The following is a 25,597-nucleotide window of genomic DNA, read 5'->3' as shown; positions in this document are numbered from 1 at the left end:
GGATAGCGAGGTCCTGCGGGTCAACCAGACGGCGCTGACAAATGTCGGTGACGGTCGAAAACTGAGCCATTATGACGGCGGGCGGAATTCAGCGGTCGTTGCAACGGTTCATGGTTCTATCGCCGGTGAAGTCAGTCTAGCCAGGTGCTCCATGGGGCTCTTCCAACCCAGGACTTCGCGTGGCCTGCGGTTGAGTTCAGCGGCGACCATTGTGAGGTGTTCGGGGCTGTGGACGCCCAGGTCTGTTCCTTTCGGGAAGTACTGGCGGAGTATGCCATTGGTGTTCTCGTTTGATCCGCGCTGCCAGGGGCTAGCCGGGTCACAGAAGTACACCGGGATTAGCGTCTGCCGCGTGAAATCCTGGTGGCAAGCCATCTCAGTGCCCTGATCCCAAGTCAGGGAACGGCGCAGATGGGCCGGGAGGATGTTCATCGTTTCTGCCAGCCGGTCGCGCAGATTCTCAGCACCTCGGTTTCCCGCCAGATGCACGAGGATGATGAAGCGAGTGGTCCGTTCGTCCAGTGTGGCGATGGCAGAGCGGCTGCCCTTTCCAATGATTAAGTCACCTTCCCAATGCCCTGGTACCAATCTGCCAATCGCTTCTGCAGGTCTGTCCCGAATCATGACCATGTCCGGGAAGCGCCTGGTCCGGTGTTCCTTCCGGCGGCGTGGCCGGCGACCGGTACGTCCGCTGCGGAGGGAGACGGCCGGGTCCACGGCCAGGTCCAGGCTTCCGCGCCCGTAGAGGGCCTGATAAGACGGTCTCAGGCACGATATGCATTTCTGGTTGTCCCGGGAAGTCGGTGCGTAGGCGGTTGCTGATCTGGCGGGGGCTCCAGCGTTGTTTCAGGTGTTCGCGCACGAACTCCCGCAGCTCCGGGTTGCTCGAGATCTTCCCGTTTCGGTGACGGCTCCGTCTGCGCTCGGCACTGCGCTGGGCCGTCCGTGGACGGTAGTTGCCAGAGGGTTCGTGGATGTTCCGGCGGATCTCCCTGCTCACGGTAGACGGACTACGCCCCAGCTCCAGGGCAATGGCGCGGATGCTGCGCCGGGCATGCAACAGGTCCGCGATTGTGATCCGTTCCGACTCGGAGAGAAATCGGGCGGAGATCACGGCCGGTTTCTGATGGGAGATGGGAGCGTACTTCTTGATGTCTCCGGACTTCAGAACGACCGTGTGGCCGTGCCGCCAGCGAGTGCCCGAACTACGGCTGATTCCTACGATCCGGCACGCTTCGGAATTGCCCATTCCCTGTTTCATCAGCTGATCATAGTGAGCCCGGGCAGCGTTCTTTGGAGGGGCGCCCCGGGACTTTCTTGGTCTTTTCATGTCTGCCAATTGCAGCTCCTAAAAGCTCAGGTGTTGCAACGACCACTAGACGCCAAGGCGACGAAACGGCTCACTTTTCGACCGGCGCTGACAACAACTCTTAGATCGCAACCTGATGCGCCCCAGACGGAGGCGCGACGTATGGCTCAATATAGACGTTCCAAAATTCCCCGGAACCCGTGGGAGAAGTGTCCATGCCAGCCGTTTCGGCGGCCTATCCTTTGGGAGCCCGCTTTAGCCTTTGGCTCTGGGTTTGGAAGATGCGGTCGCTGAGGTCTTTGCGGGCATCAGAACCGCCTGCGGAGCGGTCAAGCGCATCGATCAGTTGCCGCCCCAGGTGCCCCTTCGGCCCAGTTGCGACGTCTCCTCGAGTTCTTCCGCCGTCAGTCGGGCCAGCACCGCATTGATTTCAGCCATGACGCACCTTCCCCAGTTGTGCAGGCGCATGTGCTCGCGCCTTGTCAGCTCGACCCCGGTTGTTGGCACCTGAGCGAGCCGGAGGCGAACAGTCCTATATGGCGTCACGCCACCACGGCAATCGCGAAGCCACCACACGCGTGCTTCCTCCTAGTCTCGCGACCGAGCTCATGCTGTTCGACGAGCGGACGCGGGATCGGAGGAGTTCGGGTTCAGCTCCCGCTCGGGGCACCTACGTTCATGTCAACAGAGCTCACTGAGTATCGGCTTCCAAGACGTCATGCCGCCCCGCTCCCCCATGTCCATGAACCACCAGAAGCAACTTCGCTGTTTGTCATTCTGATCCCCATCATCGCTGGGCGGGTCCTCCACGCAACCAGGGCGCTACGCGCCGGGCTCGATCGAAAGTTTCGTTCGGCGCTCCTCCGTCGCTTATTTCCTCGCGAAACTTTCGATCGCTCCCGGTTCCCCAAGTTGCACTCCGGACCCTCAACCCCAGCGGTGACTCCATGTATCAGAACGACGCACTGAATCTGACAGACACATCCGGTGCCCGCCAGTCGCTAAAGGAGAAGGAACATGGAACCGCTCACCATCAAAACCCCAGCCGACGTCCTCAGTTTCATCGGGCACACCCTCGGATTCTGGCCGCAGGAAAGCCTCGTGTGCATCACCCTGGACGCCAACCGCGTCGGCGCAACACTCAGAGTCGACCTCCCCACACACGAGGGCGGACTCGGATACGCCCGCACAGTGGCCGACTACCTCGCCCACGACCCCAGCGCCGCCAGCGTCCTCTTCGCCGTCTACACCTCCGAGCCCCCAAAACCCGGCCAGCCCAAACCGCACGCAGCAACCATCGCAGCCCTGACGTGCGCGCTGGCCGAACGCGGAATGACCATCCGCGACGGACTCCTTGTCGGAGACAACACCGTCTCCCCGTACGACGGCGACCCCCAGGACGGACTGACACTCCCCGTGACGGCGACCCAGTCCAGCCAGATCAACGCCGAATTCGTCTACCGCGGCAGCACCATCGCACCCACAAACCACATCACCCTTCCCGCCTCGACAAAAGAACGCCGCACAGCCGACGCCGTCGATGACCGCGTGAACGCAATACACGCGATGAACCCGGGCGAGGCGCTCGAACAAGCCAGAACCCTTTGGGACGCCATGCTGGACGCGATCAGTTATCCCAACGACGATCAGACCGTCGATCTGATTGCCAACTTCCAGGCCCCCGCCATCCGCGACCAGCTCATGGCCGACATCCCGGGAATCGACGAACCGATGGACCGGGTTCTCCTGGCCCAAACACACGGCGGACCTCAGTGGTCCCGGGTCGAATGGGCACAGCAGCTGCTGCTCCACGCCTACACGCACAGCAGCACCAAACACTCCGCCCCGATCCTCACCGCCATCGCCTTCGTCAACTGGTGGGAAGGCCGAGGCAGCAAAGCCCACCAATTCCTGCAACTCGCCCTCGAAGCAGACCCCGCCTACCGTCTGGCCAGGCTCAGTGATCTCATGATCGGCTCCGGAATGGTCGCCGGGTGGAACATGGACAAAGACCGGGCCTTCCGGCCCTGGGGCCTCGAAGCGTCCTGACCCGCAGTTATAGGGATATGGACGACGACGGCGGGACGTTCCGGAGCCAGTTCTCCACCGCCGCGTCCCATCCGTCCGGGTCGGAATTCCACTCCTGCGTGTGCTCCGCGGAAGGGAAAGTGAGCAGTGTTGCCAGCTCGGGGCGCCGGCTGACGAAGTCGCGGGAAATGGCAAAGGGTGTAGAGCGGTCCCCTTCGTTGTGGATGACAAGGATGGGAGCACGCAGTTCATCCGCCCGGGCCAAAAAGTCCAGGGCATGAAAGTTCAACGGCGCGTCCAGGCCCGTGACCCAGCGCGTTCCGGATGACCCCAGCATCTGCAGTCCCAGCCGGGCAACCCAACCCGGAAGCATGCTGGACCGGGCGTTTGCCACCAGAGTGCTTCTCCAGTCAATTACAGGTGCATTGAGCAGCAGCCCGGAAATGCGCTCCCGAAACTCCGATGATGCCGCCATCTGCAGGGCAATAGAGGCGCCGAGGGACCAGCCGAAAAGCACTATCTGGCGCGCACCCTGGCCCACGGCATACGACACCGCTGCTTCAACGTCGTGCCATTCGGTCTGCCCCAGGTGATACCGGCCGTCCGCGGAAGCAGGCGCATCCCGGTCGTTCCGGAGCGAAATAACTAAGGACGTGTATCCCAGCCGGTCCGCAACAGGCACGCCGCGGAGTGCGCCTGCTTTCGAACCGCCCAAGCCATGGATATGGATAGCCCAAGTGGAAGAGTCCCCGGACGGCTGCGCCGGTGTGAACTGCCAGGCGGGCGCCATGCCGTTCTCGACTGGCACCTGAACGTCAGAGTATGGCAGCCCTAACGGTTCCGGCGTCGCATAGACGTATCCGCTCCAGATGCCGGCCCTAGCAGTCCTGAGATCGCCGGAGTCAACCCGTTCAACGAGGCGGGTCACCGTCCCCGCAGCATCGTCAGCGGACATGACCTCTCCAATGCAGGCATGCCCTGTGCCGTTGGCAAACCAGATGCTGTAGCGGCCTGGAGCCGTCGTCCGGGCTGACGCAGGCAACTCCACCATGAGCGTTTCATCAGCGCCGTGAAACACACGACGGATTTGCAGGTCTTCCCTCCGCAGAGACTTGGGCACGACAACTTCCCGAGCGAAATAGGCCGCGGCGAGGAAGGCGGCAGCGCCGGCAGTGCCACAACCCACGGCGACAGCTGTAGCGGCCCTACGCATCGGCGTCGTCCTCAGGAGCTTTCAAGCGATCGTCTATGGCTTTGCGCAGGCGCAGTAGGGTCTCCGGAGAAATCCCCTGCAGTTGCCTTGCAGCAAAGTTTCTCACGCGGTTTTCGCGCAGGGTACGCAGCAGTTCGAGCTGCGCGTCCACCAAGTCAGGAACCTCGCCGTCGTCGTCCAAAAGGTATCCGGGGTCAACGCCGAAGAATTCGGAGAGGTTCCTTAAAAGCTGCGGGTCCGTCGCCATGGAACTGTCGCCGGCACGCATGTAGGCCCAGCGGGAGCGAGACAACGGCGTTCCGCGGTCTGACATGTGCTTGCTTATCTGCGGATACGTCAGGGGCGATGATCCCTGAGCCTCGAAAAGGTCCAGGAGCAGATTCAACTTCCGCGCGAGTTTCGCCTGCGGCTGTTCGGGGATCCCGGCGTCGCTAACGGTCACGAAGTCGTGTCCCCTTTCTGTAACAACCTCGGTCGTCGATGTCCGGATGCTGCCAACCTGGCTCCGAGATGCTGCTCCGCTTCCCGGAGTACATCCAGATCATTTTGAGTCAGCAATTGGGCAAGGTGTGGGTCCACGAACAGTGCGTCTTGGATCTCCACCAACATCCGATGCAGCCGGCGCTTGGGGGCGTCGTGGCGATCGATCGCAGTTTGAGCCAAGTCAAGTCGGAGCCCGGATCGCTCAGACGTGATTCGGTTCCAGGGCCCAGCCAGTCGCTCGACGAGGACAGCGGCGGCCCGGGCATCAGACCGGCGCTGCAGCCGACGTGCGACGGGTGGCAAGGCCAGGCCCACGCAGAGGAATACCATGGCGCCCACCTCGGCTGCGTCATAGACGTAGGAGAGACGCGTCATTGCCTCGAGCTCACCCATGAGATGAAGAACGTCCATCCCCAGCACCGCAAGGACCAACACCACAGCCAGAGCGCAGCCGAGACCGATGAACATGAAGGCGACCCGGAAGTACGGCCTTGCCATCTCGCCGCGGAACCTGAAACAAGTAAAGCCGGTGATGGCTACCACCGCGCCGATGTAAAGGAACTGAACACCCGAGTACACGGCCGCCGACCACTGGCTTCCAAAATCCCTCATAAAGGAGGTGGAAGTCCGCGGAGCATCAACCAAGCTGAAGCTGATAATCAAGGCCACAACCACAATCCCAAGGATCGAAAGCCCTGCTCTGTTGTGGATGTCCACCGTCTCGCTGACGTCGGCCGCCCGCAGGATCGCACGGGACAGGAAGTAGATACCGACAACCATAAAGATATTGGCTATGAGGTCCAGCAGATTGCGGTTTCCGAGTAGCTGGTCCCCTGCGATGTAGATTCTGTCAACGTTGAGCGTGAGTGCAGTGGCAATTGTTATGGCCGCCACCAGGATGCTCTGGTCCTTGCGCCGCTTCAGGTCCGGCAGGAGGCACAGTGCCAGACACCAGATCGCGACGGCGGAAATGTCCTGAATCATCCGAAAATCCGTTCAAAGGACCGCGGCTCGAGGCTGCTGTCCCGGATTGCAGCAGCAAAGAGATCCGCCAGGGTTTCTGCTGAAGCCTCGATATGGTCCAGGAAGTCACTTCGTCCAAGGATCCGCGACACCTTCTCGCCGGAAAGGTTCGGAAACAACGTCTCCGAATAGTTTGAGGACACCACCAGCTCATCATGACGGAGCACCATGTGGCCCAGTTCGTGGAGGATGAACTGCTGGCGATGGAGTGCCGACGGCGTCGGCGCGTGCAAGATTATCTCCGTGCTGTCCGTGGACAGCCACAGGCCACAGACCGATCCTCCGTTTAGGGATTCGGAAACGTCGACCTCGATCCGCCGATGACGGAGGTTCTCAACAATCGATATGAGCCGTTCCAACGAAAGACGGCTCGGCAGATTGAGTGCGAGGAAACCTTCTGCAGCGCATCGCGCCGGCGAATATTTGGCGGAAGCTGCACCGTCCATCGGAACCCCATCCTGGCGTCCCCCGAGCGCTGCCGCTTTGGCCGCCATCTGAAACTATCGGTCCGCTCTTCCTGGACCCTTCGAGAATCGCCTCAATTCCATTGAACGCCTCGGCTCTGGACATGTCCAGAGCCGATCAGACCCATCGACTACCCGTCATGCTGATTCCCGGCGACTCAACCCTCGGACGGGACGTAACCCCCCAAGAACCTCACACCTCTGGCATCCAAGGCACTCACCGTGAGCGCGGACTCACGGCAAGTCATGTCGTAACCAGAGCTCTCAAAGATGAACCAACGTGAGCGGGAACATTTGCGGGGAATGTGGTGAGAGCTTCGCGCCGTCGCGCTCCTCTCAGCGCTTCTGTTCCACGCGCTGCGCAAACAGACAACGCGATCGACGACGGCGGCACGCAGGTGCCGTATCGAGCCAGGCTCCCGCTGCCTCGGTTAGAGGCAGATACCTCGACAAAGAGTCCGGCCCTATGGAGACCCACCACAAGGCGTCTGCAAGGCTGGCCGCCGATCTAGCCAGAAGCCGGCAAGGCCAAGATTCCCTCCGCAGCCAACTCCGATCCCAAGCCGAGGACATCGACCGTCTCGAAGCCGAAAACACCGAGCAGCGTGACGTCATCAGGAACCTCCGTGCAGACCTGGTACGACTCCAAAATATCCAGCAAACCGATGCGCACGACCTGGTCCACCTGGCCGGCAGGCTCCTGGCTGTCTCCCAGACCACCGGCGTCGAGCTCCACAGCAGCACCAAGGCACTGTTCCGACGCCGAGGGTGGACGGCCACCAAACGGAACCCAGAAACCCAAAGCCAATGACCATGTCCATTGCCCGGCTCTCCGCTCAGTCGGGCCTGAAGTATCTCTTCAAGACCACCATGATGGACGATCTGACAATCACCCCCGCCGACGCGACCACGTACTACATGAAAGCCGGAACACCGCAGGGCCGTTGGCTCGGCTCCGGCGTGCGAGGCATCAACCGGACCGCCGGAGACGTCGTCACGGAATCGGACGCCAAGGCAATCTTCGACCACGCCACCCACCCGGACACCGGCGCTTTCCTGGGACGACCCCACGGACAACCCACGGTTGTCCAGAACAGCCACGGCCGCGCCGAAACGCGCCACGCCGTCGTCGGATTCGACCTGACCTTCAGCGTCCCCAAATCGGTCTCCATCCTCTGGGCCCTGAGCCCCCGCACACTTCAAGATCAAATCCTCGAGACCCACCACCAGGCGGTCGACGCCACCCTTGAGTGGCTCGAGACTTACGTCATCCACACGAGGGCTGGCCGCAACGGTGTCGCCCACCTCGGCACGCGCGGTGCTATCGCTGCTGCCTTCGACCACTGGGAGTCGCGGGCCGGGGATCCGCAGCTCCATACGCACATGGTCATCGCCAACCGCATCCAGCGCATCACGGACGGCGCATGGGTCACGCTCGATTCGCGGACTCTATACAAGGCGGCGGTGGCCGCCAGCGAGCACTACAACGGTCTCCTCTTCGACGCCCTCCACCGGAACCTCGGCACCGATACGGATGTCCGGGTGCCAGCCGCGAACACACACAATCCCAGCCAGCAACTGACCGGCGTCGACGAAGCGCTGATCCACGAATTCTCCAACCGCTCGCGTCTTATCGATCTCGAAACAGACCGGCTCGTGGCCGAATGGACCGCCAGTCACGGCACTCCCCCAACGGCGACGACCACCATCAAGCTCCGACAGCAAGCCACACTTTCCACCCGGACCGCCAAATCGGAAACAGCCGTCCCGCTCCACCAGCTCTCCGCCCAGTGGCGCGCAAGGGCGGCCGCCAGGGGCTTCGAATCCCGAGAGGTGCTCGCCAACACCATTCGGCGCTCCCGGATAGCGCCCTTCCGCACTTGCGACTTCACCCCGGACTGGGTGGACGCGGTGGGTTCTCTGACCCGCGAGCGCGTCGCCACCAAGCGCGCCACCTGGAACCGGTGGAACCTGCTGGCAGAAGCCGAACGTGTCTGCGCCGAAATCCGCTGCCACACACCGGCGGACCGACATACCCTGATCGATGCGATCGCCAGTGCTGCCGAAGCACAGTCCGTCCCTCTCAATGAGTATCGGTACACCCTCCCTGCGAACGCCCAGGCCGATCTCCGCTTCGCAGACCACAGCATCTTCGACTTCCACGGCTCCCGCCTCTACACGGACGCTGCCACACTCGCCAATGAGGACGTCGTTTTGGGAGCAAGGAACGACGACGGCGGCCCAGCCGTGAGCGCCTCCGTCGCCATGGAATCGCTGGCCAGCTACAAACACGGAGGTCGCCTCGACCTGCACAGCGACCAACGGGCGGCAGCAGCCAACGTCCTACTCAGCGGCCACCGGCTCGACGCCGTCGTCGGTCCTGCCGGAACCGGCAAGACAACCACCCTCGGCGCGGTCAAGGCAGCCTGGGAATCGGAGTTCGGGGCCGGTACCGTGGTCGGTTTGGCGCCGGCGGCTGCGAGCGCCGAAGTTCTTGGACGGGAGCTTGCACTGACCACGGAGAACGTCGCCAAGTGGCTCTACGAATCTGTCGGTCAGGGCGCCGGCAACCGGGCCGCACAGTTCTTCGACACCGAGCAACGGCTTACCAAGCTTGTGGCTAACGAAGGCCCGCACGCCACTCGCCTCGTTCAGAGAGCCACCCGGCTTACTGCCGAACAGGACAGGTGGCGTTTTCATCCAAATCAATTGGTCGTCATCGACGAAGCCTCCATGGTGTCCACCCTGCAACTGTCTGCACTGGTACAGCAGGCCCGGGATGCCGGAGCCAAGGTGCTCTTGGTGGGAGACCCGGCGCAGTTGGACGCCATCGACGCCGGCGGTGTCCTCGGCTGGCTGGACCGGCAAGGCAAGACAGTGCGGCTCAGCACGATTTGGCGGTTCGAACAGGCTTGGGAGCAAGACTCCTCGCTGAGGCTTCGTGCCGGGGACTTCGCGGCCATTGCTGACTACGACAGCCACGGGCGCATTCAACACGGCGCGTACCTCGACATGGTCGACCAGGCGTACCTCAGATGGCAGACCGACATCCACGCTGGCAAGTCGTCCATTCTCATCGCAGCGGACAATGACACGGTGGGCATGCTCAACCAGCGCGCCCAGGCCGATCGCCTGGTCCAAGGCGCCGTGGATGCGGAAAGCTCGGTACGGCTCAGCGACGGACTTCGTGCCGGCACTGGCGACACCGTCATCGCCCGTCACAATGACCGCGCCATAACCGACAGCAGCGGTGACTTTATCCGAAACGGAACCATGCTCGACGTCGTCCGTACAGGCAGGCACGACGGCTCACTGACCGCGGTTCGCAGGGACACCGGCGCAACGATCAGCTTGAGCCGTGACTACGTTGGGGCTTCAGTTGAGCTGGGATATGCGACGACGGCCCACCGCTCGCAAGGCATCACAGTGGACACCGGCCACACCGTGGTGACACAGGGCCGGCTGACTCGTGAGCTGTTGTACGTGAGCATGACGCGGGGACGCACAGGGAACCACGCGTACGTTAGCGAGAATGATCCCTTGGATGACGAGCCTACGGATCCCGCTATGCAAGCCTCGTGGCGGCAGATCCTGGGCGAGGTCCTTGCCGCCGAAGGCGCCGAACGGACGGCTCACGAAGTCCGCGACGCTGAGCAGTCCAAGGCGGACAGCTTGGAGCGCCTCAGTGCTGAGTACGACTACCTCGCACAACTGGCAGCGGCTGAGGATTTGAGGGAGTTCCTTGAAGCGCACTCGCCGGGAGGGGCCTCCGAGCTTCAGCAATCCCCCTCGTGGGGTGCGGCTTTAGCTGCGTGGCGCAGATCTGTTGGAGTCAGCCGGCCGAGCGCGCAACGGGTTGTTGCCGCCGCCCTAGATACAAGCTCATCCACTCGAGACACTGCGGCAGTCCTCCACTCCCGGCTCCGGCAGTTCCTGTCCGTGATGCCCGCGGGCGGAATCGAACCCTTGGCCGAGCAACTATGCAAAGCTCGTCCCGACCTTGACAACATGATCAACCAAGTACAGGCGCGGGTACACCACAGGATGGACCAAGTCACCACGGCCGCCATGATGAGTGACGCCGAATGGAAACGGAACCTCCTTGAGGCCTTGGGACCCTTCGTCACCCCCGAAGAGGCAACTGGGGTGCTTCGCCGAACTGCCATCTACAGGGACCGGTGGGGCATAGACGAATCGCCGCTTCCTCTCGGGCCAGTTCCTGCGGCATACGAGTGGGAGCAACAGGAGCAACGCGCATATATCGATCGCCTCGTTGAGAGAGCAGGCGTTTCCTCCCCCAACCCCGTAGACGCGCCTACGTGGGCTGAAGACCCGGTGACTTGGGAAGACCGCCTTATCAATGTCGGCTGGCAACTCTAAACTGGTCGGGAAGGTAATCCATGGATACGAACCCAGTCCTGAAGCCGAAGCTGGCGACACCTGCGCTGATTCTGAGCAGCGTGGCAATCACTGCGTGCGTCGTGTATCTCATCGGAGCCGCGGCCGCCAGTGGGCCGGATAACTTGTTCCTACTACTCACCGCGGCCATTACACTCCTCGCGGCTGTCGTCGCCGGGACGGTCTGGTTGGTCCGAGCACGCCGGCTGCGTTCATGGATGGCTGGCGCTGACGAACTGTGGGATCACTTCAACGAAATGAGAAGAAGCAGTGGCACGACGGCAGAGATCACAGTTGTGAGCATTGACGCTCTCGAACCCACGGGCTCTTGGATCACCATCAAGTGGAACCGCTTCGACCACGTTCAGCGCGCCTGGATCGAGGCCCTACCGGAGCCGATCTGGCCTGGATCGGTTTTGCTCATCTCACCGGATCCGGCGCAAGTCAGGCCCGGCGAACCATGGCCGGCAACTTATTACGTACGGGCTTCAGACTCCCTGGCCTGGGCACCGGGCAGCGAGGCTTGATCAAGGCCGGAGCCCAACCCTGGGGGCGGGCGAACGGCTTAAGCTGTCAGAATCCTCTGTCAGTGGCCATTACGTTCTGTCCATTGGCGGCCTGTTGATGTGCCCGCTGGTGGCCAGTAAAACTGCCCCGTGATGGCCAACAGATCTGCCCACTGATTGGTTCGGCGGGGTCGGTCATCGTTGGGGTGGATAGTTCAGGCGGGTGATTCCTTTTTCCGGCTAGGGCCTGGGTGAGGCGGACGGAATCGCCGCTAGTTTGGCAGACGTGGGCGTGGTTGACGACCCGGTCAACGGTGGCGGTGGCGAGTGTTTTGGGCATGATTTCGTCGAAGCCGGCAACGTGGTAGGGAAAACCGCTCGGCCAGCGATCTGCCGGGGCAGGAGCTTTGGGATGCCTGGTGTTGGGGCACCTCGCATTTGTCGTAGTCACGCTGCCTATGCATGCGGAACCGCGTGGCGCCGTTACCACTTACATTGCGGCTATATCTCTCTCGATGGTAAGTCTGAGCCTGCCCACTCCACCAGGACGGTCCCGCTTCGGCCCTTGTAGCCCTGACCTGTTAGGGCAAGCCGCCCCGCTTTGGTCTGGCTCTCGATAGTGGCGACGCTGGCAAGTCGCTGCCCAAAGTTGGCCACGCCACCCTATGTCTTTAATACTCCGCCGACGTCGGACGAGTCGATGTTGCGACGTTGATCAATTGGATCGGCGATCCGATAGCCCGAACGCAGGTCTGTATTCGGTCAACGTACCAGTGGCAGCGCGAAGAACCAGGCAAGGGTGGCTAGCCTCCGTGGGCAGTGGACTCAGTCGCCGGGAAAGGACACGCGCGGATACGTCGTCTTGAAATACTCGACCACGCTTTGACTCGTGTTGTGAAGCACTATCTCTGTAGTGGGTGGAAGGTCGACAATGCTCGGCTCTAAATCGGGGCCATCGCTGAAACTCAACCGGCGGTGGGGGAACACATGCACAGTAGAGCATCCTTTGAGGCTTCCTAGGACGCTTGCGAAGCCTGCTGGCGAGGTCTCAACCGCGCAGGGGTGACCCGGTCCAGCGATTCCCGCGTCTATCAGTTGGGCGGTTGCAACCGCCCCGTTATGACGGAATTTGAAGGACAAGCTGTTCCCGAATACCTTCGTCAGGTGATGCATTGCTGCCGTGCCGCCTCTACCTTGCCGCAACAGCAGTCCGCCAGGGTGGAAGTCTGTTCCATTGTGGACCAAATCGATGCGGTATCCGCGTGATCTCAAATAGACCCTGTCGGCGCCTCCGTGCTGTGTTGCGTTCAAGATCAATTCGTAGAGTGCTAGCGCGACCGCCTCGTGGTGGGTCTCGTCCCAAAATGCTGGGGCACCTGAGTCAGAAAGAAAGTTTGAAACGAAGCAAGAAATCTCGTCTCGACTAGTCGGGAGCTTGAGCCACCGCGTGAGACGGATGAGCTCCTCTCGCCGACTTGGGCGCCATGCTTCAGGTCTTCCGCGAGCGGCAAGGGCGCGTGCGCGTGCTCGCCGCTTCCACTTGTGCAGCAGATGAATGGGAAAGCGATTTTCGTCGACGTCAATCTCTCTGGCATGTGTATCACATAGCCAGAGACCGTTGGCTGCAGATTTGCGAACGGCCGGATCCATCTTCGGAAGCCACCGCGCGGCGCCCGGGGCAGCGGCGGAGATATGAGCTGCTTCGCCGACCTTTCCGACGCCGAGTTTCGTGCTGCCTGCGGCAAATGTCGGAGCACAGCAAGATGGGTTTGCGCACAGGTATCCCGTTTCGGCGGCAAGTTCTAGCTTCACTGGATCGGTGAAGTCAGCGGCCTTACGCCCTCGGACTTTGGATGCGGTATTCATGTCGAGAGTCTATGGCGGGCACTGTTGATCTCATATTCGGCGAACAACCGCAAAGCTAAGGAGGTCTTGGACGGTATCCTCACCGTAGAATTACAGGCCGTACGGAACGTCCAGAGCAACTGCCGGCCCTACTTCGCACCGGCTCGCTCTACGACTCTGCCGCCACAAAGACACTGTATATGCCGCTCGGTGTAACGCCAGCCGGGACGACCCATCTGACTGACATCGTTGGGGCCTGTCCGCTCGGCGAAAGCGGACAAGGACCTCGGAAAGATTCTGCGCCACCGGCTCTCACTGGCCCGTGCTAGGCAGGGAAATCCCTCCGATGCGCTTTGTCAGAAATCGGGCTATGGCAAGGCTCCTCGGCACTCGCTCCTCCAACGATGGTGACCACAAAGGTCAGGGCGTCTTCTTCCCTGGCCTCGCAAACCCCGGCAACCACGACACAAGGGAAAACCACCATGGAAGAACCTTAAAAGCCAGGCGACGTACTGGCCGGTCAGCCGGGGCAGTCCCAAGAGCACCCCGCGTGGCGATCTCGGGCAAGAGAATTCCGCCCTATCGCGAGTAGCAGGTGTCTGGCCGGGGCGGCGCCCCGCGCCACATATAGCACTTGGACGGGGTGGGGTCCCAAGCGCTTGACCGCATTGGTGGTGCGTAGCGTCAGCCCGTAGGGCCCAGACCCGTGTCGAAGATTGAATGGCCGGAACTTACCCCCACCATCGCCGAAACGCGCACTCGGCGCAACGCATCGGCCAGGAGATCCACATCCACCTCGGGGAACAGACTCTCCGGGCCGGCGGGAGCCGCGTCGCTGTAGGGAGACTCGTACAGCGCGCCGACGTCCACGACGCCGTTCTCGGTGAGTTGCTGGACGATCATGTCAACGAAGTGCAGCTGGTTGGCGTTGAGGGTCTTGTCCCCCACGAATTCAGACAAGGAATCCAACGCTGCCTGTCGATCCATACCCACCAGAGACCGGACGAACAGCCCCAGACCCTCAGCTTGTATGGTGGCCGCTTCAAGTTCCTCGGGTGAACCCGCCCCGCTTTCAATCAGCATACGCTGAAGTTCAGCAAGGTCCGTTTCGGTCAGGGGTAGGCCGCGGCGGAGGCGGTGGATGGCCACGTGGTCCAGGAATCCCTGCAGATACATCCGAGCCTTCTCGCGGTACCTGGCCAGATCCACTGATCCGGTCACGGTCCCCTTCAGCTCACCTTCCACGATGTCTCCGAGCGTGTCCTCGAAGTTCGTGTAGACCACCTTGCGGCGCTTCTTCTCGATCAGGTGCACCAGCCCCCGGAGCCGCACCCGGATCAGTTCAAGCCATTGCGGCGAGACCCGGCCCCATTCCTCGCCCTCCAGGATCGACTGGATCAGGAGCATCTGGGCCGCGATGGCGGGAATGTTCGGCTGATCCTGCAGGGCGGACGCAATCTCAACGATTTTTTTGCGGTACGGCTCGACGGCGGCCGCAGAGCTCAGCGAAGCCAGCTGCGCCTGGTACATCAGCAGGTCGAAGCGTTTGGCTTCCTCCATATCGGCGGCGGAAGCCAGCGTCGCCAACGGGGCTAGCTTCGTCTGCAGGTCCGTCAGATCCTGCGTGCCAAGTGTGCCCCACGATTTTGGCTGCGAGTACTTTTCCACCCACTCCATCTGCGGGCGGACCAGGAAGTTCTCCCGGGGCAGCCCCGCTATCTGGCCCACCAGGCCGGACTGGAGCGCCGGCACGTAGTCGCCGTCGAGCCCGGCCGTGCGGGCTTCGGCCAGCAGCTGTGCCCGGACGGCGAAGCTGCGGTGCGCCAGGGACTGTCCTAGGGAACCTTCGGAACCGGGCAGCTCGGCGTTGAAGTATTCAACGTTTTGGCAGACGTCGAAGATGAAGAAGTCCTGCTTGTCCTCACTAGGTCCGTACAGTTCCGGCCTGAGCCGGGTGCCCCGGCCGATCATCTGCCAGAACTTAGTCTTGGAACGCACCACCTTGAAAAAGAGCAGGTTGACCACTTCGGGCACGTCGATCCCGGTGTCCAGCATATCCACGGATACGGCGATGTGCGGGCTGTCCTCCGCGCGGGCGAAGGCGTCGATCAGGGTGGAGGCGTAGTTGACGCTGTGCGTGATGATCTTCGCGAAAGTGCCCCCGTACTGGGGGTAGTTGATGTTGAACCGCTCGGCGATGAATTCGGCATGCTTCTGGTTCTTGGCGAAAACGATCGTCTTCCCGAGCCGGTCTCCGCCGGCGACCTTGTGCCCACGGGTCATTAGCACCTCGAGTGCCTTATCCACGGTGTTGGCGTTGAACAGCCAGGTATTCAGGATGGCCGGATCCACGGCGTCGGGGACCTCCCCGTCCTCGTCCCATTCGGCGGAGTCCCACTCCTCCTTTTCCTCCTCCGAGAGTTCCTCGTAGCGGATTCCTTCGACCGGGAACTTCAGCGGAATGGACACGGTCCGGGGCGGTACGAGGTAGCCGTCGGAGATGGCCTGTGTCAGCTCATAGGCGAACGTGGGGACGTGGTCCTCGATGCCGAACAGGGAGTAGGTGTTGCGGTCCACTTCGGACTGCGGCGTGGCTGTCAGGCCCACCAGATACGCATCAAAATAATCGAATATGGCCCGGTACTTCTGGTACACGGAGCGGTGTGCCTCGTCGATGATGATCAGGTCGTAGTGGCCGATCCCGAACCGTTGCTTTAGGACCGTGCCGTCGTCGGTCCGTTCGTTGATCAGGTTCATCATCGTCGGATAGGTGGCGACGTGGATGCGGCTGTCCGCCTCCACATCGCGGCCCAGTACCACCGGGGAAGATCCGGGGAGGTTGGTCTTGAAAGCGCGGGCGGCCTGGTCGACCAAGGCGACGCGGTCGGCCAGGAACAGTACACGTTTTGCCCAGTTCGCCTGCATCAGCAGGCTGGAGAGCGCGACGACGGTGCGCGTCTTGCCGGAGCCGGTCGCCATGACGAGGAGCGCTTTACGCTCCTTATCGGTTTCTAAGGCGCGGGTGACGGCCCGGATGGCGGCCTGCTGGTAGCTGCGGCCTGCGATGTCGGTATTGATGGCTGCCGCGGCCAGGTGTTTCCGGGTGGTGCGGCGGTCCACCATGAGCTGGAGCTGGTCCAGTGTGTGGAAACCCTGGACGGGGCGGGGAGGATAGCCGGAGGCGTCGTCCCAGATCCAGTGCTCGTAGCCGTTGCTGTAGTAAATAACCGGGCGCTGGCCCTTCTCTGTCTCCAGCGCATCCGCGTAGAGTTTGGCCTGCTGCTGCCCCTCGTAAGGCGACTTGGATGACCGCTTGGCTTCGACGACGGCGAGGGGCTTGCCGTCCGATCCCCAGAGGACGTAGTCCACGAACCCGGTCCCGGTGGCGGCCCCAGCGTGGGTGGGCATGTGGTGGACCTCGAACTCACGGTCCTCGGCCTTGTCCAGGGCCCAGCCTCCTTCACCCAGGTACAGGTCGATGTAGACCCGGGTTTCCGCTTCAGAGTAGTTATGACTGTCCGGGAGCTTCCTGTTCTCCTCCTTCGCCCGGGCGATCTCTGCACGCAGGGCCGCAAGCTGGGCCTGAAGCTGCTCGTTGTCCTGCTTCTGCGCGGCCAGCGCAGCGTCCTTAGTGGCCAGTTCTTCGGCGAGTTTGGCCGTCTGGTCCGCGGTACGGGGCTTCTCGGCTGGCGCCGGAACGCCCGGCTTCGGCGTCGGGCTGAGGAACTCACCCTTGAAAGCGATGGTGGAGGCCGGACGGTTGGCCGGATCCCGGGTGTAGCGGAGCGCCAGCCAGATGCAGACGTGGAAAAGTTCCCGAATGGTCTGCTCAGAGTGCTGGACGGTGATGGCAGCATTGGTGTGGATGGCGCTGTTCGCGACCTTGCGGATGAGGTGGAACTTGCTGACGATCGTCTCGCCCGCGAGCCGCTTGAACGTCGGTTCCGACATCAGAGCGTTGAGGTCACCCTTGTAGGGCATTGTGAGAGAGCCATCAGCTTGGTAGAGCCAATCCAATAGCCCTTCAATTGACCTGCGGGCGTAGAGCAGAGATGACCGTGGGTCCTTGCGCGCGTACAGCTCGGCCAGCCGCGCTTCTTTGGCAAGTACCGGCCACTCCGCCTGCAATACGGCGAAGTTGCTGTTCACATCCCCCAATGCCACTCCTCTGTTGATCTTCTCCATGGAGCCTAGATGATGTTGCCCTCCACGCGGCCGGGCGACACCGGATTCAACTCAACCCAGGGCAATGCGAAATTGGGTTCCATGGGCCGCGGCTACTCAAAGAAGTCCTCGTCGAGCTCGACAATGTCGTAGCTTTGCTTCACCTGGACGCCCACCCGGTACTTGATCATCAGCCCCACAAGCCGGGCACCGTCGATCAGAATGACCCGCGACGGAACCGCCTGCACATAATCCCGTGCACCCGAGGTGAAAGCACTGGTAGTGATGAAAACACCACGCGAGGCACCGACACCGTGCAGGGCCCCGACGAACGCCTGGATAGCTTCACGGCCCACAGTATTGCCATCGGCATAGCGCTTGGCCTGCACATAGATGCGGTCAAGCCCCAGGGCGTCCTGGTCGATAACCCCGTCCACACCCCCGTCGTTACTGCCGCCGATACGCTTCCCCCGCTGCTCGGCACCGCCGTAACCCATCCTGAGGAGCAGATCGACAACGGCCTGCTCGAAGAAATCGGGGTGGCTCTCCCGGAGGCGGGTGAGGAGCGCGTCGCCAACGTCGGAGTGGATGCGGTTGATCCCGGATTCGATCTGCTCGATCGGGTCGACGTCCGTCACGAGCGTCTCCTCGGTGACTGACACCACCGGTTTCCGGGCATCGGACTGCGGCCAGAAAGGCGCGAAAAGTGTCCGTGCCGTGGAGAAATCACTAATCCCCTCGGGGTGTGCCGCCAACCATTCCCGCCCGGCCTCCGTAATGCGGTAGTTGGCGCGCACCGGCCGCTCGATCCATCCGGCTTTAAGTAGATTACTGATGGCCCAACCGAGGCGCTGCTCGGAACGGAGTCCACCAGTATTCAGGGTCTCCGCTCGCGCTGCCTCCGACAGACCCGCAGAGTCAATAGCACGGCTAACGATGTCGCGGCGGTGCAGCGTTTCACCGGCGGAAAGTGCGCCAAGCACATGGGTAACAAAGAGTGGCCAAATGGGCACCTCAGAGTCTGCGACTACAGAGGTTGCCTCGCTCATCAAAGTTCTCCCTCAAACGCGCGGTGCTGCAGGGAAGTGAAAAGTACGTCAAGCTCAGCGAGCTGGATACGGTGGCTTGCCCTGAGTTGATCGACTGCCACGACCCGTTCCGCGAAGATGTTCTGTCTAGACATGGGCGGTTCCGGCAGCAGTATTTCGCCAATCATAGACTGATTGACTTTGAACGTTCCATTAGTCGTCCGCGCCCGGTTCTCGAGTTGCGAGCGTGTTTCAGACGAGTTCCAAACATGCGCCAGAAAAGCACGTGTTACACGAGAAAAATCCGGCTTCGCTGCAATGACCGTGTCAGGAAATACAACATCAAGATGATCCATGGGCGGAAAATGACCCCGCCCGACGAGATTAAGGTTGCCGTTGCCTCGACAGATCAACAACGACGACGATGCGACTCGTTGCTCAATTGGAGTAGGTCTGTCAAACATGCCGATTTTGTTTGAGCCGACGTCAAAGGCCTCACCTGTAACCGCAGACAGTGTGAGAACCCGCTGCTGGACTAACCCGCGTGTAGAAGGTGAAACACCATTCCGAAAGTCTCCCCGGCACAGCTCATCGAATGCAACCTTCGGCCATTCCCGCAAGTCACCGAACACGGTGTCAAAGATGGATTGGGTAAGAACGTCGAGGTGGGCGAGGGCTTGACGGCGTTTACTGCGGAGCTCGACCGCCTTGTCCAGGATGGCCGCAATCCGCCGCTGCTCATCAAGGGGCGGGAGAGGAAGCGTGAGAGACGCTGATCTCTTCAGATCCAAGTTTGAAATGTTGGTTGTTTGATTCCCAAAACTACGGATTGTCCTCTGCACCCGGGCTGAGGAAAACCAGTGAAACAGATAGCGGGAATCGACCGAGTCGTCCCGACGCCGTAGAACTGTGACAAAGCCACCGAAAGCGGTAGGACGTGCGAGCCGCGGAACCCAACTGCATTTCCCTACGAGGTTCCAACTGTTGGCGCTTGAAATGAGTATGTCACCCTCGGTGACGTACTGATTTGGTCGCTTTACAAACGACGGGTCGATTGCCCAGACGTCTCGGGTATCAAGAGTAGCCTGGACGTTCTTCGTGCGAAGGCAGTCGACATTTGTATCAGTAGGCCCATCCTCGATGTCATCCGGCTTGAACGTGATTCCCCGGATGAACTCGGCTACATCTCCAAGGGTAGCCACGCGTGTTTGGACGATCTCAACCACTGATGAGGTCCTTCAGTTCGGCCATTCCCTGAGTAATTTCCTGCTCAAGCTTTTCAAGGTCGGCAATGATGTCGGCCGGATCCTTGTGGTCGATCGCGTCGTGCTCAACTTCCTTGTACCTGTTTAGGGAAAGGTCGTAACCGTTCGCGGCAATCTCGGCCTTGGGGACGAGGAAGGACTGGTCCGTCCGCGCGCGTTCTGCCTCCGTCGTCGTCCGCTGCTGCCAGCGGGCCAAGACGTCTTGGAGGTCAGAATTTTCCAAGGGGGTGCGCTTGTCGTCGAGGCTGAAGCCGTCCGCGGTCACGTCGTAAAACCAGACATTGTCGGTGCCGCCGGAATTCGTCTTGGTGAAGAACAGGATTGCCGTGGAGACCCCGGCGTAGGGTTTGAAGACGCCGGAAGGGAGTTTGACCACTCCGTCGAGCTTGTGGTCCTCGACCAGCATTCTCCGCAGCGTCTTATGCGCCGTAGACGAGCCGAACATCACGCCGTCGGGCACGATGACCGCGGCACGGCCGCCGGGCTTAAGCAGCCGAAGGAACAGTGCAAGGAAGAGCAACTCTGTCTTCTTCGTCTTGACCAGGGAGAGCAGGTCCTTGGCCACGTTCTCGTAGTCCAAGCTGCCGGCGAAGGGCGGGTTCGCGAGGATGACGTCGTATTTTTCCTCCTCGGTTCCGTGCAGGTCAGCCAGGGAATCCCGGTAGGTGATGTCCGGGTTTTCAACCCCGTGGAGGAGCATGTTCATGGACCCGATGCGCAGCATGGTGCTGTCGAAGTCGTACCCGTGGAACTGGCTGTGGTGGAAGAACCGACTCAGCTCCGGGGTGGTCAGCAGGTTCGGGTTCTGCTTCCGAAGGTATTCCCCTGCCTGGACCAGGAATCCTGCGGTGCCGGCGGCCGGGTCGCAGATAGCCTCCATCGGCTGGGGTGCCGTCATCTTCACCATCAGGTCGATGATGTGGCGGGGTGTGCGGAACTGGCCGTTGGTGCCGGCCGAGGCGATCTTGCCGAGCATGTATTCATAGAGGTCGCCCTTGGTGTCGCGCTCGTCCATGGGGATTTCGTCAATAATGTCGACGACTTTTTCCAGCAACCCGGCGTTGGGGATGGTGAAGCGGGCGTCCTTCATGTGCTGGGCGTAGGAGGATTCCTCGCCGCTGGCTAGCTGGACCAGTCCGGCGCGCAGGAACGGGAAGATGTGCTCGGCGAAGACGGTATACATCTCGTCGCGGGAGAAGTTCTTGAACTTGCTCCAGCGGAAGTCCTGGTATGAACGGCCCTTCTCATCCAGGCCCGCGGGGAAGACAGCGTTTTCGACAGGCTTGCCCGTGCGGTTCGCTTTGTTTTCTGCTCGGGTCTGGTTCTCGTCGAGGCGCTTTAGGAAGAGCAGATAGGTGATCTGTTCGATCACTTCCAGAGGATTGGAGATGCCGCCAGTCCAGAACGCGTTCCAGACCTTGTCTACCTGAGATTTGATTTCGCCAGTTATCACCGCCTAATCCTAATAGAGCTACAGCGACCTTCCGCACCCCAGTTCTTCGAACGATCGCGCCGCACCGTCGTATTGGAAAAAGAAATCGCCCTGAGCTGCAACGCGCCTTGGTTGCCAACCTTTTGCCGGAAACATGCGTTTTGCCAGCATCAGCTTCTGAGGAGATATGAGTGCCCAGAAGCCTGTGGCTGACTCTGCACTCCAGCCTCGCCGCATGGGAAAGCCGGTTGGTGTGCTCACCAACCGGCTTTCCCCGCCGCGCGGACTGCCCCAGCAGCTGTCAGTAGCTCATCTCACTCCCCGCCGCCGCCCCGAAAGGGGGCACCACCACCGGACTCTTCGAACTGACGTTGTACGCCGGCGCACCAACCTCAGCCGCGACGGGCGCCTCGACACCTGCACGCACTTCAGCATCCGGCGCTGCCACTGTCCCATGCGACATGCGCTGATACACCGCGGTGCCGAAGCGGAGGTCCGGTCCGATGGTGTCGGCGACAATGCGTCGGGCTTCGCGACGTTCGCCATCCTTCTCGTATGAGCGGAATTCCAGCTCGCCCGCCACAGTGACCGGGTCCCCCTTCCGCAGTGAACTCGCCGAGTTCTCCGCCAGCGTACGGAATGCAGAGACATTGTGGAAGACGGGCTCTCCGTCCTGCCAAGTGCCGTCCGCGCCCTGGATTCGCTGGTTGACGGCGACCCGGAGCTTGGCGTGAGCCACTCCGCTTTCGCCGACGCTAAGTTCGGGATCAGCAACCAGGTTGCCGGCGATGCTGATCGGGATTTTAGTGCCCATGGTTCTTGTCCTTTCCAAAGCCGGAGGGACTCTCCCGCCGGACAAATTGTTGCCAGTCGGGCTCATGGCCCGGCCATTACAGGTCCGTCAACGGACCGCAAAGGTTGGTCAACGCCCACAAAGGACGCTGAAAGGTTCAGCCGTGGGTCCGCGTCCACAGCGGTGATCTTGCCGCCGAAACTTGGCGGGCGCGTGATTTCGAGAATTCCCTTGCTGGCAGCAGTGACCCGTCCCAGTACTGACTTCGCAATATCCGCACGGGACGCCGGGGGACGACGGCCGCCGTCGTGGGCCTTCACGTCCTGCTCCGCTTCAATGACGGCGTCAGCCCATCCGGCGAGATAGGTCGCGGACTGAGGTCCGCGGTCGATCCCGTGGGCCTTCAGCACTGTGTAGGCCACGGATTCGGCTTCCACCTCAGCCAGTCCCCGGTGGTCTGCGCTGCTGCCATACAGCCGGCCGACCGCATCGTTGGGACCATGAAGCAGCACGTGTCCAAGTTCGTGTGCAAGGACGGCCGCACGCTCTTCTGGGCTGAGCCAGGCGCCCACCTGGACCCGGCGGTGAGTGAAATCCGTAAAACCGCTCGTCAGCCCATACTGGGCGTCTGCCACGTCGACGTTGAAGCCATGCCTGCCCGCCACCGCGGTAAGAGATCCGCACAGCTCAGCTACGTCCAGCACAGACTCGGCGCCGCCGCGGGGAACGAGCAGCGGTGTGCCCTGCGTTTGTGAGACGTCGAAGACTGCCTGGCCTCTCCAGCCAGTGATGACCGTCTTCTTTCCGTCGTCGACGGCGCCATGGGGCACGTTCTCACCCGCGGGGATGCGCTGCCGGGTACCGTCAGGAAGCGTGACCTGCTGGAGTCGGGCTGTGCGGGGAGCTATCACCCAGAGTGCATGCTCACCTCTCAGCACCGTACGGCCGTGGCGGGCCCATTCCTTGTACCCGGCCACCAGGGTGGGTTCGTCGGTACCGCGCTGGGCCATCTGCATCACGAGTAGGGCAACGTTGCCGCCCGAGTAACGCCACAACGTTGCCGAAGCGTCCAGCAGCACCTGCCACTGCGACGGAGATTCAACTGCCCTTTCCAGGATCCGGTGGAGGCCATCCGTCAAGGCAGAGATGCGCTCCTCGGCCGTCATGTGGGACTTGCCCGATTCATTCCGGCCAAGCGCAGCATCTGCTGCCACCGCACTCGATACGTCTTCAGATTCAGGGGCCACGACAGCCGCCCTTCATACTTCTTGGAATCCGGCCGGGACCACCCCGCGGATACTTGTTCATGTCCTGAGGCGGGACAACTGCATGACTTCAGAATTCGATGCCAACGTGGTGGGAAGCCGACTGCCACTCAACGAAGTCCGGTGCGTCGATCCGCAGGGTCCTCGACGCGGACTCCTTGTGCGCCTGCAGGCCGACACAACCGGCCGTCCGGGTATGGATCCGCAGACGCTCGACAGCGTGCGGCAGCCGTTCGTGAAACGCCAGCGGCCCGAACCCGGAATCGTCGCTGGCGTAGGAGGCCAGTTCCGCCCGCTGAAGAGCGTAGAGCTCGGCCACGATCTCGGAATGACGCCACCAGCAGTCCGGAACCACCGACGTCGTCAGCTGATAGGTGGTAACAAGCCAACGGACCCAGACCGCCAAAGAACGCCACACGCTTCCGGCCTGCTCAGCTGTCATTTCCCGCCAACGGTATGTCACGCCGGATGCCCGCCCCGGTGGCCGGGAGGCAGAGCGAAAGAGCTCCGCCGTCAGCTCATCGTCGTCCGCTCCGGCTGACGGGATCTCAAAGCGTTCGACGTCGTCATGGCTGGCCATCGGCCGGCTCCTCCGTTGCTGCCTGTCGCAGACGGTGCCCATCAGCTAGAGTCCGTTCAAGCTCCAGCTTTGACCGACCGAGCTCGGCAGCGTCTTTTCGTTTGTGCCATTCGCGCAAGTCCAAGAGGATCGGCCGGGTTCGACGTCCTAGCATGAGGGCCGTGCCGACGGGCAAACGCCTGATCTCATTAAGCGGCAGGACCGGGCTCTCCCTGATCTGTTCGCCGTCCTGCCGGCCCTGGGCAGACCAGGAACGGGTATTCAGGGTCAGGCTCCGCTCCCCCAGCAGCCCGGCCAGCGAGCGCAGGTCACGCTCGTCCGAGCCTCCGCCGAAGATCACTTTGATGATGGCCGAGTCCCAAATAGTGGCCGCCTCATCAATTGACCAGCCAGTCCGGGCCTGGGACAAGGATTGGAGAACCACCAAAGTTGAGATGCCGATGCCGCCGCCGTCCGAAAGGGCGATGGGCAGGCCCGGCCATGGGGCCAGATTGGCAATCTCGTCCAAAACTAAGGACAGCGGCGGATCCAGCCTTCCTCCCGGAGCGACGAACGCCATTTCACGCGCGGCATTGTCAATGTCATCGATCAGAGCCGAAAGATACGGACCCGCCGCAGCCGCTCCCGCGCGGGTGCCAATCAAGTACAGGGTCCCGCAGTCCCGGATGAACGTCTTTGGGTCAAATTCCTCAGACTCGTCCCGGGGATCCAGCGCGGCCAGCACTTTCGGTGACGACAGCGGTGCGACAGCAGCCGACACACCAATCCAGGAGTTGGACGTATTCCGGGGATCATCCTCAAGGATGCCCATGAGATCGGCCTGCCACCCTAGCGCCGCCGCCGGTTGGCTTAGGACCTCCAACGCCTCACGTGCCAAGACCGGGCTCGAAGACCAGCGCCGAAACGCACGGACACCCTCGCCGGACAGGGCCGCTGCATGTAGGAGGCATTGCAGGATGATCAGCGAGCGCTTTTGCCATGCAGCGTTCTCTCCCTTCATCTCCGTGTCCGCTGTGATTACGAGAGCACGGCGCGTCGCGATATCCGGGTCCTCGCAGCCACGAACGGGAGACCAGCGAAGTGTCGAAGGGAGTCCGGACATGCCTTGCGGATCGAACACTGTGACCGGCCTGCCGCGTGTAGCGCGGGCTTTCATGGTGACCACCAAGTTGTCGGCGCGGGTGGATGTCGTGACAACAGCGCCCGGCGCATCGAGGATGGCATTGATGACCACATAGAGACCCTTACCGGATCGCGGAGCACCCTGGATGACCATCGATTCCTCCGTGGAGACATGAATCGTGACACCGCGGGAACGGCCCAGCGTCCAGGCCACGTCCTGGATCCGCGGTTTGGCAAGGCCCGGCCGCGTGAACTTGCCGCGCTTCAGAACGGCCCTCGCTCCGAAATCTTGGAGGATCTCGGTACGACGCGCGATGCCCTCGCGGCTCAGGATGTCCTGGCGCAGCCACGCGCCGGATTGCTTCCACCGCCTCCAGGCAGAAACAGACCCGACGGCGAGCGCAGCCGCCAGAACGAGGACCGGGCCAACGATCCACCAGATACTGCCGGTCCCGACGTCGCATCCCTCCGGTACGGGTACCACCCAGTTGATCCGGTCGATGAAAAGTCCGACGGCGGCGGCCGGGTTGAACGGCGACGGCAGACTGCCGCCGCAGCGCCAGGCCACGACGACGTTAGCTGCCCCCTGGACCAGGAAACACAGACAGACATAACCGGCCACGGCGATAAGCCCGGCCGTGACCAACGGACTGTCGGTGCCTCGCCGCGAACTCATCTG

General features: G+C 61.9%; 17 protein-coding genes and 1 pseudogene. 3 read left to right on the top strand and 15 right to left on the bottom strand.

Going from position 1 to position 25,597, the window contains the following annotated elements:
* Positions 1–108: 108 nt before the first annotated feature.
* Positions 109–1,249, bottom strand: a pseudogene (locus JOE41_RS21260) (IS30 family transposase).
* A gap of 1,077 nt (positions 1,250–2,326) precedes the next feature.
* Between JOE41_RS21260 and JOE41_RS19670 the strand changes: the two are divergent.
* Positions 2,327–3,358 (top strand): DUF4192 domain-containing protein, encoded by a 1,032-nt coding sequence (locus JOE41_RS19670; protein WP_209753310.1) that lies wholly within the window; start codon positions 2,327–2,329, stop codon positions 3,356–3,358.
* A 7-nt stretch (positions 3,359–3,365) separates the two neighbouring features.
* Here the strand turns inward: JOE41_RS19670 and JOE41_RS19665 are convergent, their stop codons facing one another.
* The 5 genes from JOE41_RS19665 to JOE41_RS19645 form a co-directional block, all read right to left on the bottom strand.
* The gene (locus JOE41_RS19665) at positions 3,366–4,292 is read right to left on the bottom strand and encodes an alpha/beta hydrolase (protein WP_209753309.1); all 927 of its coding nucleotides are present in this window, start codon (positions 4,290–4,292) and stop codon (positions 3,366–3,368) included.
* Positions 4,293–4,542: 250 nt separating this feature from the next.
* The gene (locus JOE41_RS19660; protein ID WP_307800722.1) at positions 4,543–4,992 is read right to left on the bottom strand and encodes a hypothetical protein; all 450 of its coding nucleotides are present in this window, start codon (positions 4,990–4,992) and stop codon (positions 4,543–4,545) included.
* A complete protein-coding gene (locus tag JOE41_RS19655; protein ID WP_209753308.1) occupies positions 4,989–6,017 on the bottom strand; it encodes a hypothetical protein in 1,029 nt (342 codons plus the stop codon). The genes JOE41_RS19660 and JOE41_RS19655 overlap by 4 nt, the downstream gene beginning before the upstream one ends.
* Positions 6,014–6,502 (bottom strand): hypothetical protein, encoded by a 489-nt coding sequence (locus JOE41_RS19650; RefSeq protein WP_209753307.1) that lies wholly within the window; start codon positions 6,500–6,502, stop codon positions 6,014–6,016. The genes JOE41_RS19655 and JOE41_RS19650 overlap by 4 nt, the downstream gene beginning before the upstream one ends.
* Before the next feature lie 526 nt (positions 6,503–7,028).
* Positions 7,029–7,256, bottom strand: coding sequence for a hypothetical protein (locus tag JOE41_RS19645; RefSeq protein WP_209753306.1), 228 nt, complete (start codon positions 7,254–7,256; stop codon positions 7,029–7,031).
* Positions 7,257–7,327: 71 nt separating this feature from the next.
* Between JOE41_RS19645 and mobF the strand changes: the two genes are divergently transcribed.
* Positions 7,328–10,900 (top strand): MobF family relaxase, encoded by a 3,573-nt coding sequence (mobF, locus tag JOE41_RS19640; RefSeq protein ID WP_209753305.1) that lies wholly within the window; start codon positions 7,328–7,330, stop codon positions 10,898–10,900.
* Positions 10,901–10,920: 20 nt separating this feature from the next.
* Entirely contained in the window at positions 10,921–11,445 is a 525-nt protein-coding gene (locus tag JOE41_RS19635; protein WP_209753304.1) for a hypothetical protein, read from the top strand.
* A gap of 804 nt (positions 11,446–12,249) precedes the next feature.
* On the opposite strand, the gene JOE41_RS19625 is transcribed toward JOE41_RS19635, so the two are convergent.
* The 9 genes from JOE41_RS19625 to JOE41_RS19585 all read right to left on the bottom strand — a co-directional run bounded on the left by JOE41_RS19625 (position 12,250) and on the right by JOE41_RS19585 (position 25,564).
* Positions 12,250–13,290 (bottom strand): hypothetical protein, encoded by a 1,041-nt coding sequence (locus JOE41_RS19625; protein ID WP_209753303.1) that lies wholly within the window; start codon positions 13,288–13,290, stop codon positions 12,250–12,252.
* Positions 13,291–13,953: 663 nt separating this feature from the next.
* Positions 13,954–17,454: a DEAD/DEAH box helicase family protein gene (locus JOE41_RS19620; RefSeq protein WP_209753302.1), complete on the bottom strand. Its 3,501-nt coding sequence runs from the start codon at positions 17,452–17,454 to the stop codon at positions 13,954–13,956.
* Between the two features lie 92 nt (positions 17,455–17,546).
* Positions 17,547–18,482 (bottom strand): restriction endonuclease, encoded by a 936-nt coding sequence (locus JOE41_RS19615; protein ID WP_209753301.1) that lies wholly within the window; start codon positions 18,480–18,482, stop codon positions 17,547–17,549.
* Entirely contained in the window at positions 18,482–19,687 is a 1,206-nt protein-coding gene (locus JOE41_RS19610) for a restriction endonuclease subunit S (RefSeq protein ID WP_209753300.1), read from the bottom strand. The genes JOE41_RS19615 and JOE41_RS19610 overlap by 1 nt, the downstream gene beginning before the upstream one ends.
* A complete protein-coding gene (locus JOE41_RS19605; protein ID WP_209753299.1) occupies positions 19,680–21,179 on the bottom strand; it encodes a class I SAM-dependent DNA methyltransferase in 1,500 nt (499 codons plus the stop codon). Before JOE41_RS19605 ends, JOE41_RS19610 begins: the two co-directional genes overlap by 8 nt.
* 280 nt (positions 21,180–21,459) lie before the next feature.
* Positions 21,460–21,972 (bottom strand): single-stranded DNA-binding protein, encoded by a 513-nt coding sequence (locus tag JOE41_RS19600; RefSeq protein ID WP_209753298.1) that lies wholly within the window; start codon positions 21,970–21,972, stop codon positions 21,460–21,462.
* Between the two features lie 62 nt (positions 21,973–22,034).
* On the bottom strand, positions 22,035–23,198 hold the full coding sequence (locus tag JOE41_RS19595; RefSeq protein WP_209753297.1) for an ImmA/IrrE family metallo-endopeptidase: 1,164 nt from the start codon (positions 23,196–23,198) through the stop codon (positions 22,035–22,037).
* Between the two features lie 88 nt (positions 23,199–23,286).
* Entirely contained in the window at positions 23,287–23,796 is a 510-nt protein-coding gene (locus JOE41_RS19590) for a hypothetical protein (protein WP_209753296.1), read from the bottom strand.
* Positions 23,783–25,564, bottom strand: a complete 1,782-nt coding sequence (locus JOE41_RS19585; protein WP_209753295.1) for a type IV secretory system conjugative DNA transfer family protein — start codon at positions 25,562–25,564, stop codon at positions 23,783–23,785. Before JOE41_RS19585 ends, JOE41_RS19590 begins: the two co-directional genes overlap by 14 nt.
* Between the last annotated feature and the right edge of the window lie 33 nt (positions 25,565–25,597).

The sequence above is a fragment of the Arthrobacter sp. PvP103 genome, from assembly GCF_017833075.1.
Lineage (GTDB): Bacteria > Actinomycetota > Actinomycetes > Actinomycetales > Micrococcaceae > Arthrobacter.
Note: the sequence above shows the minus strand (reverse complement) of the source record. Positions and strands in the feature narration are given on the sequence as shown.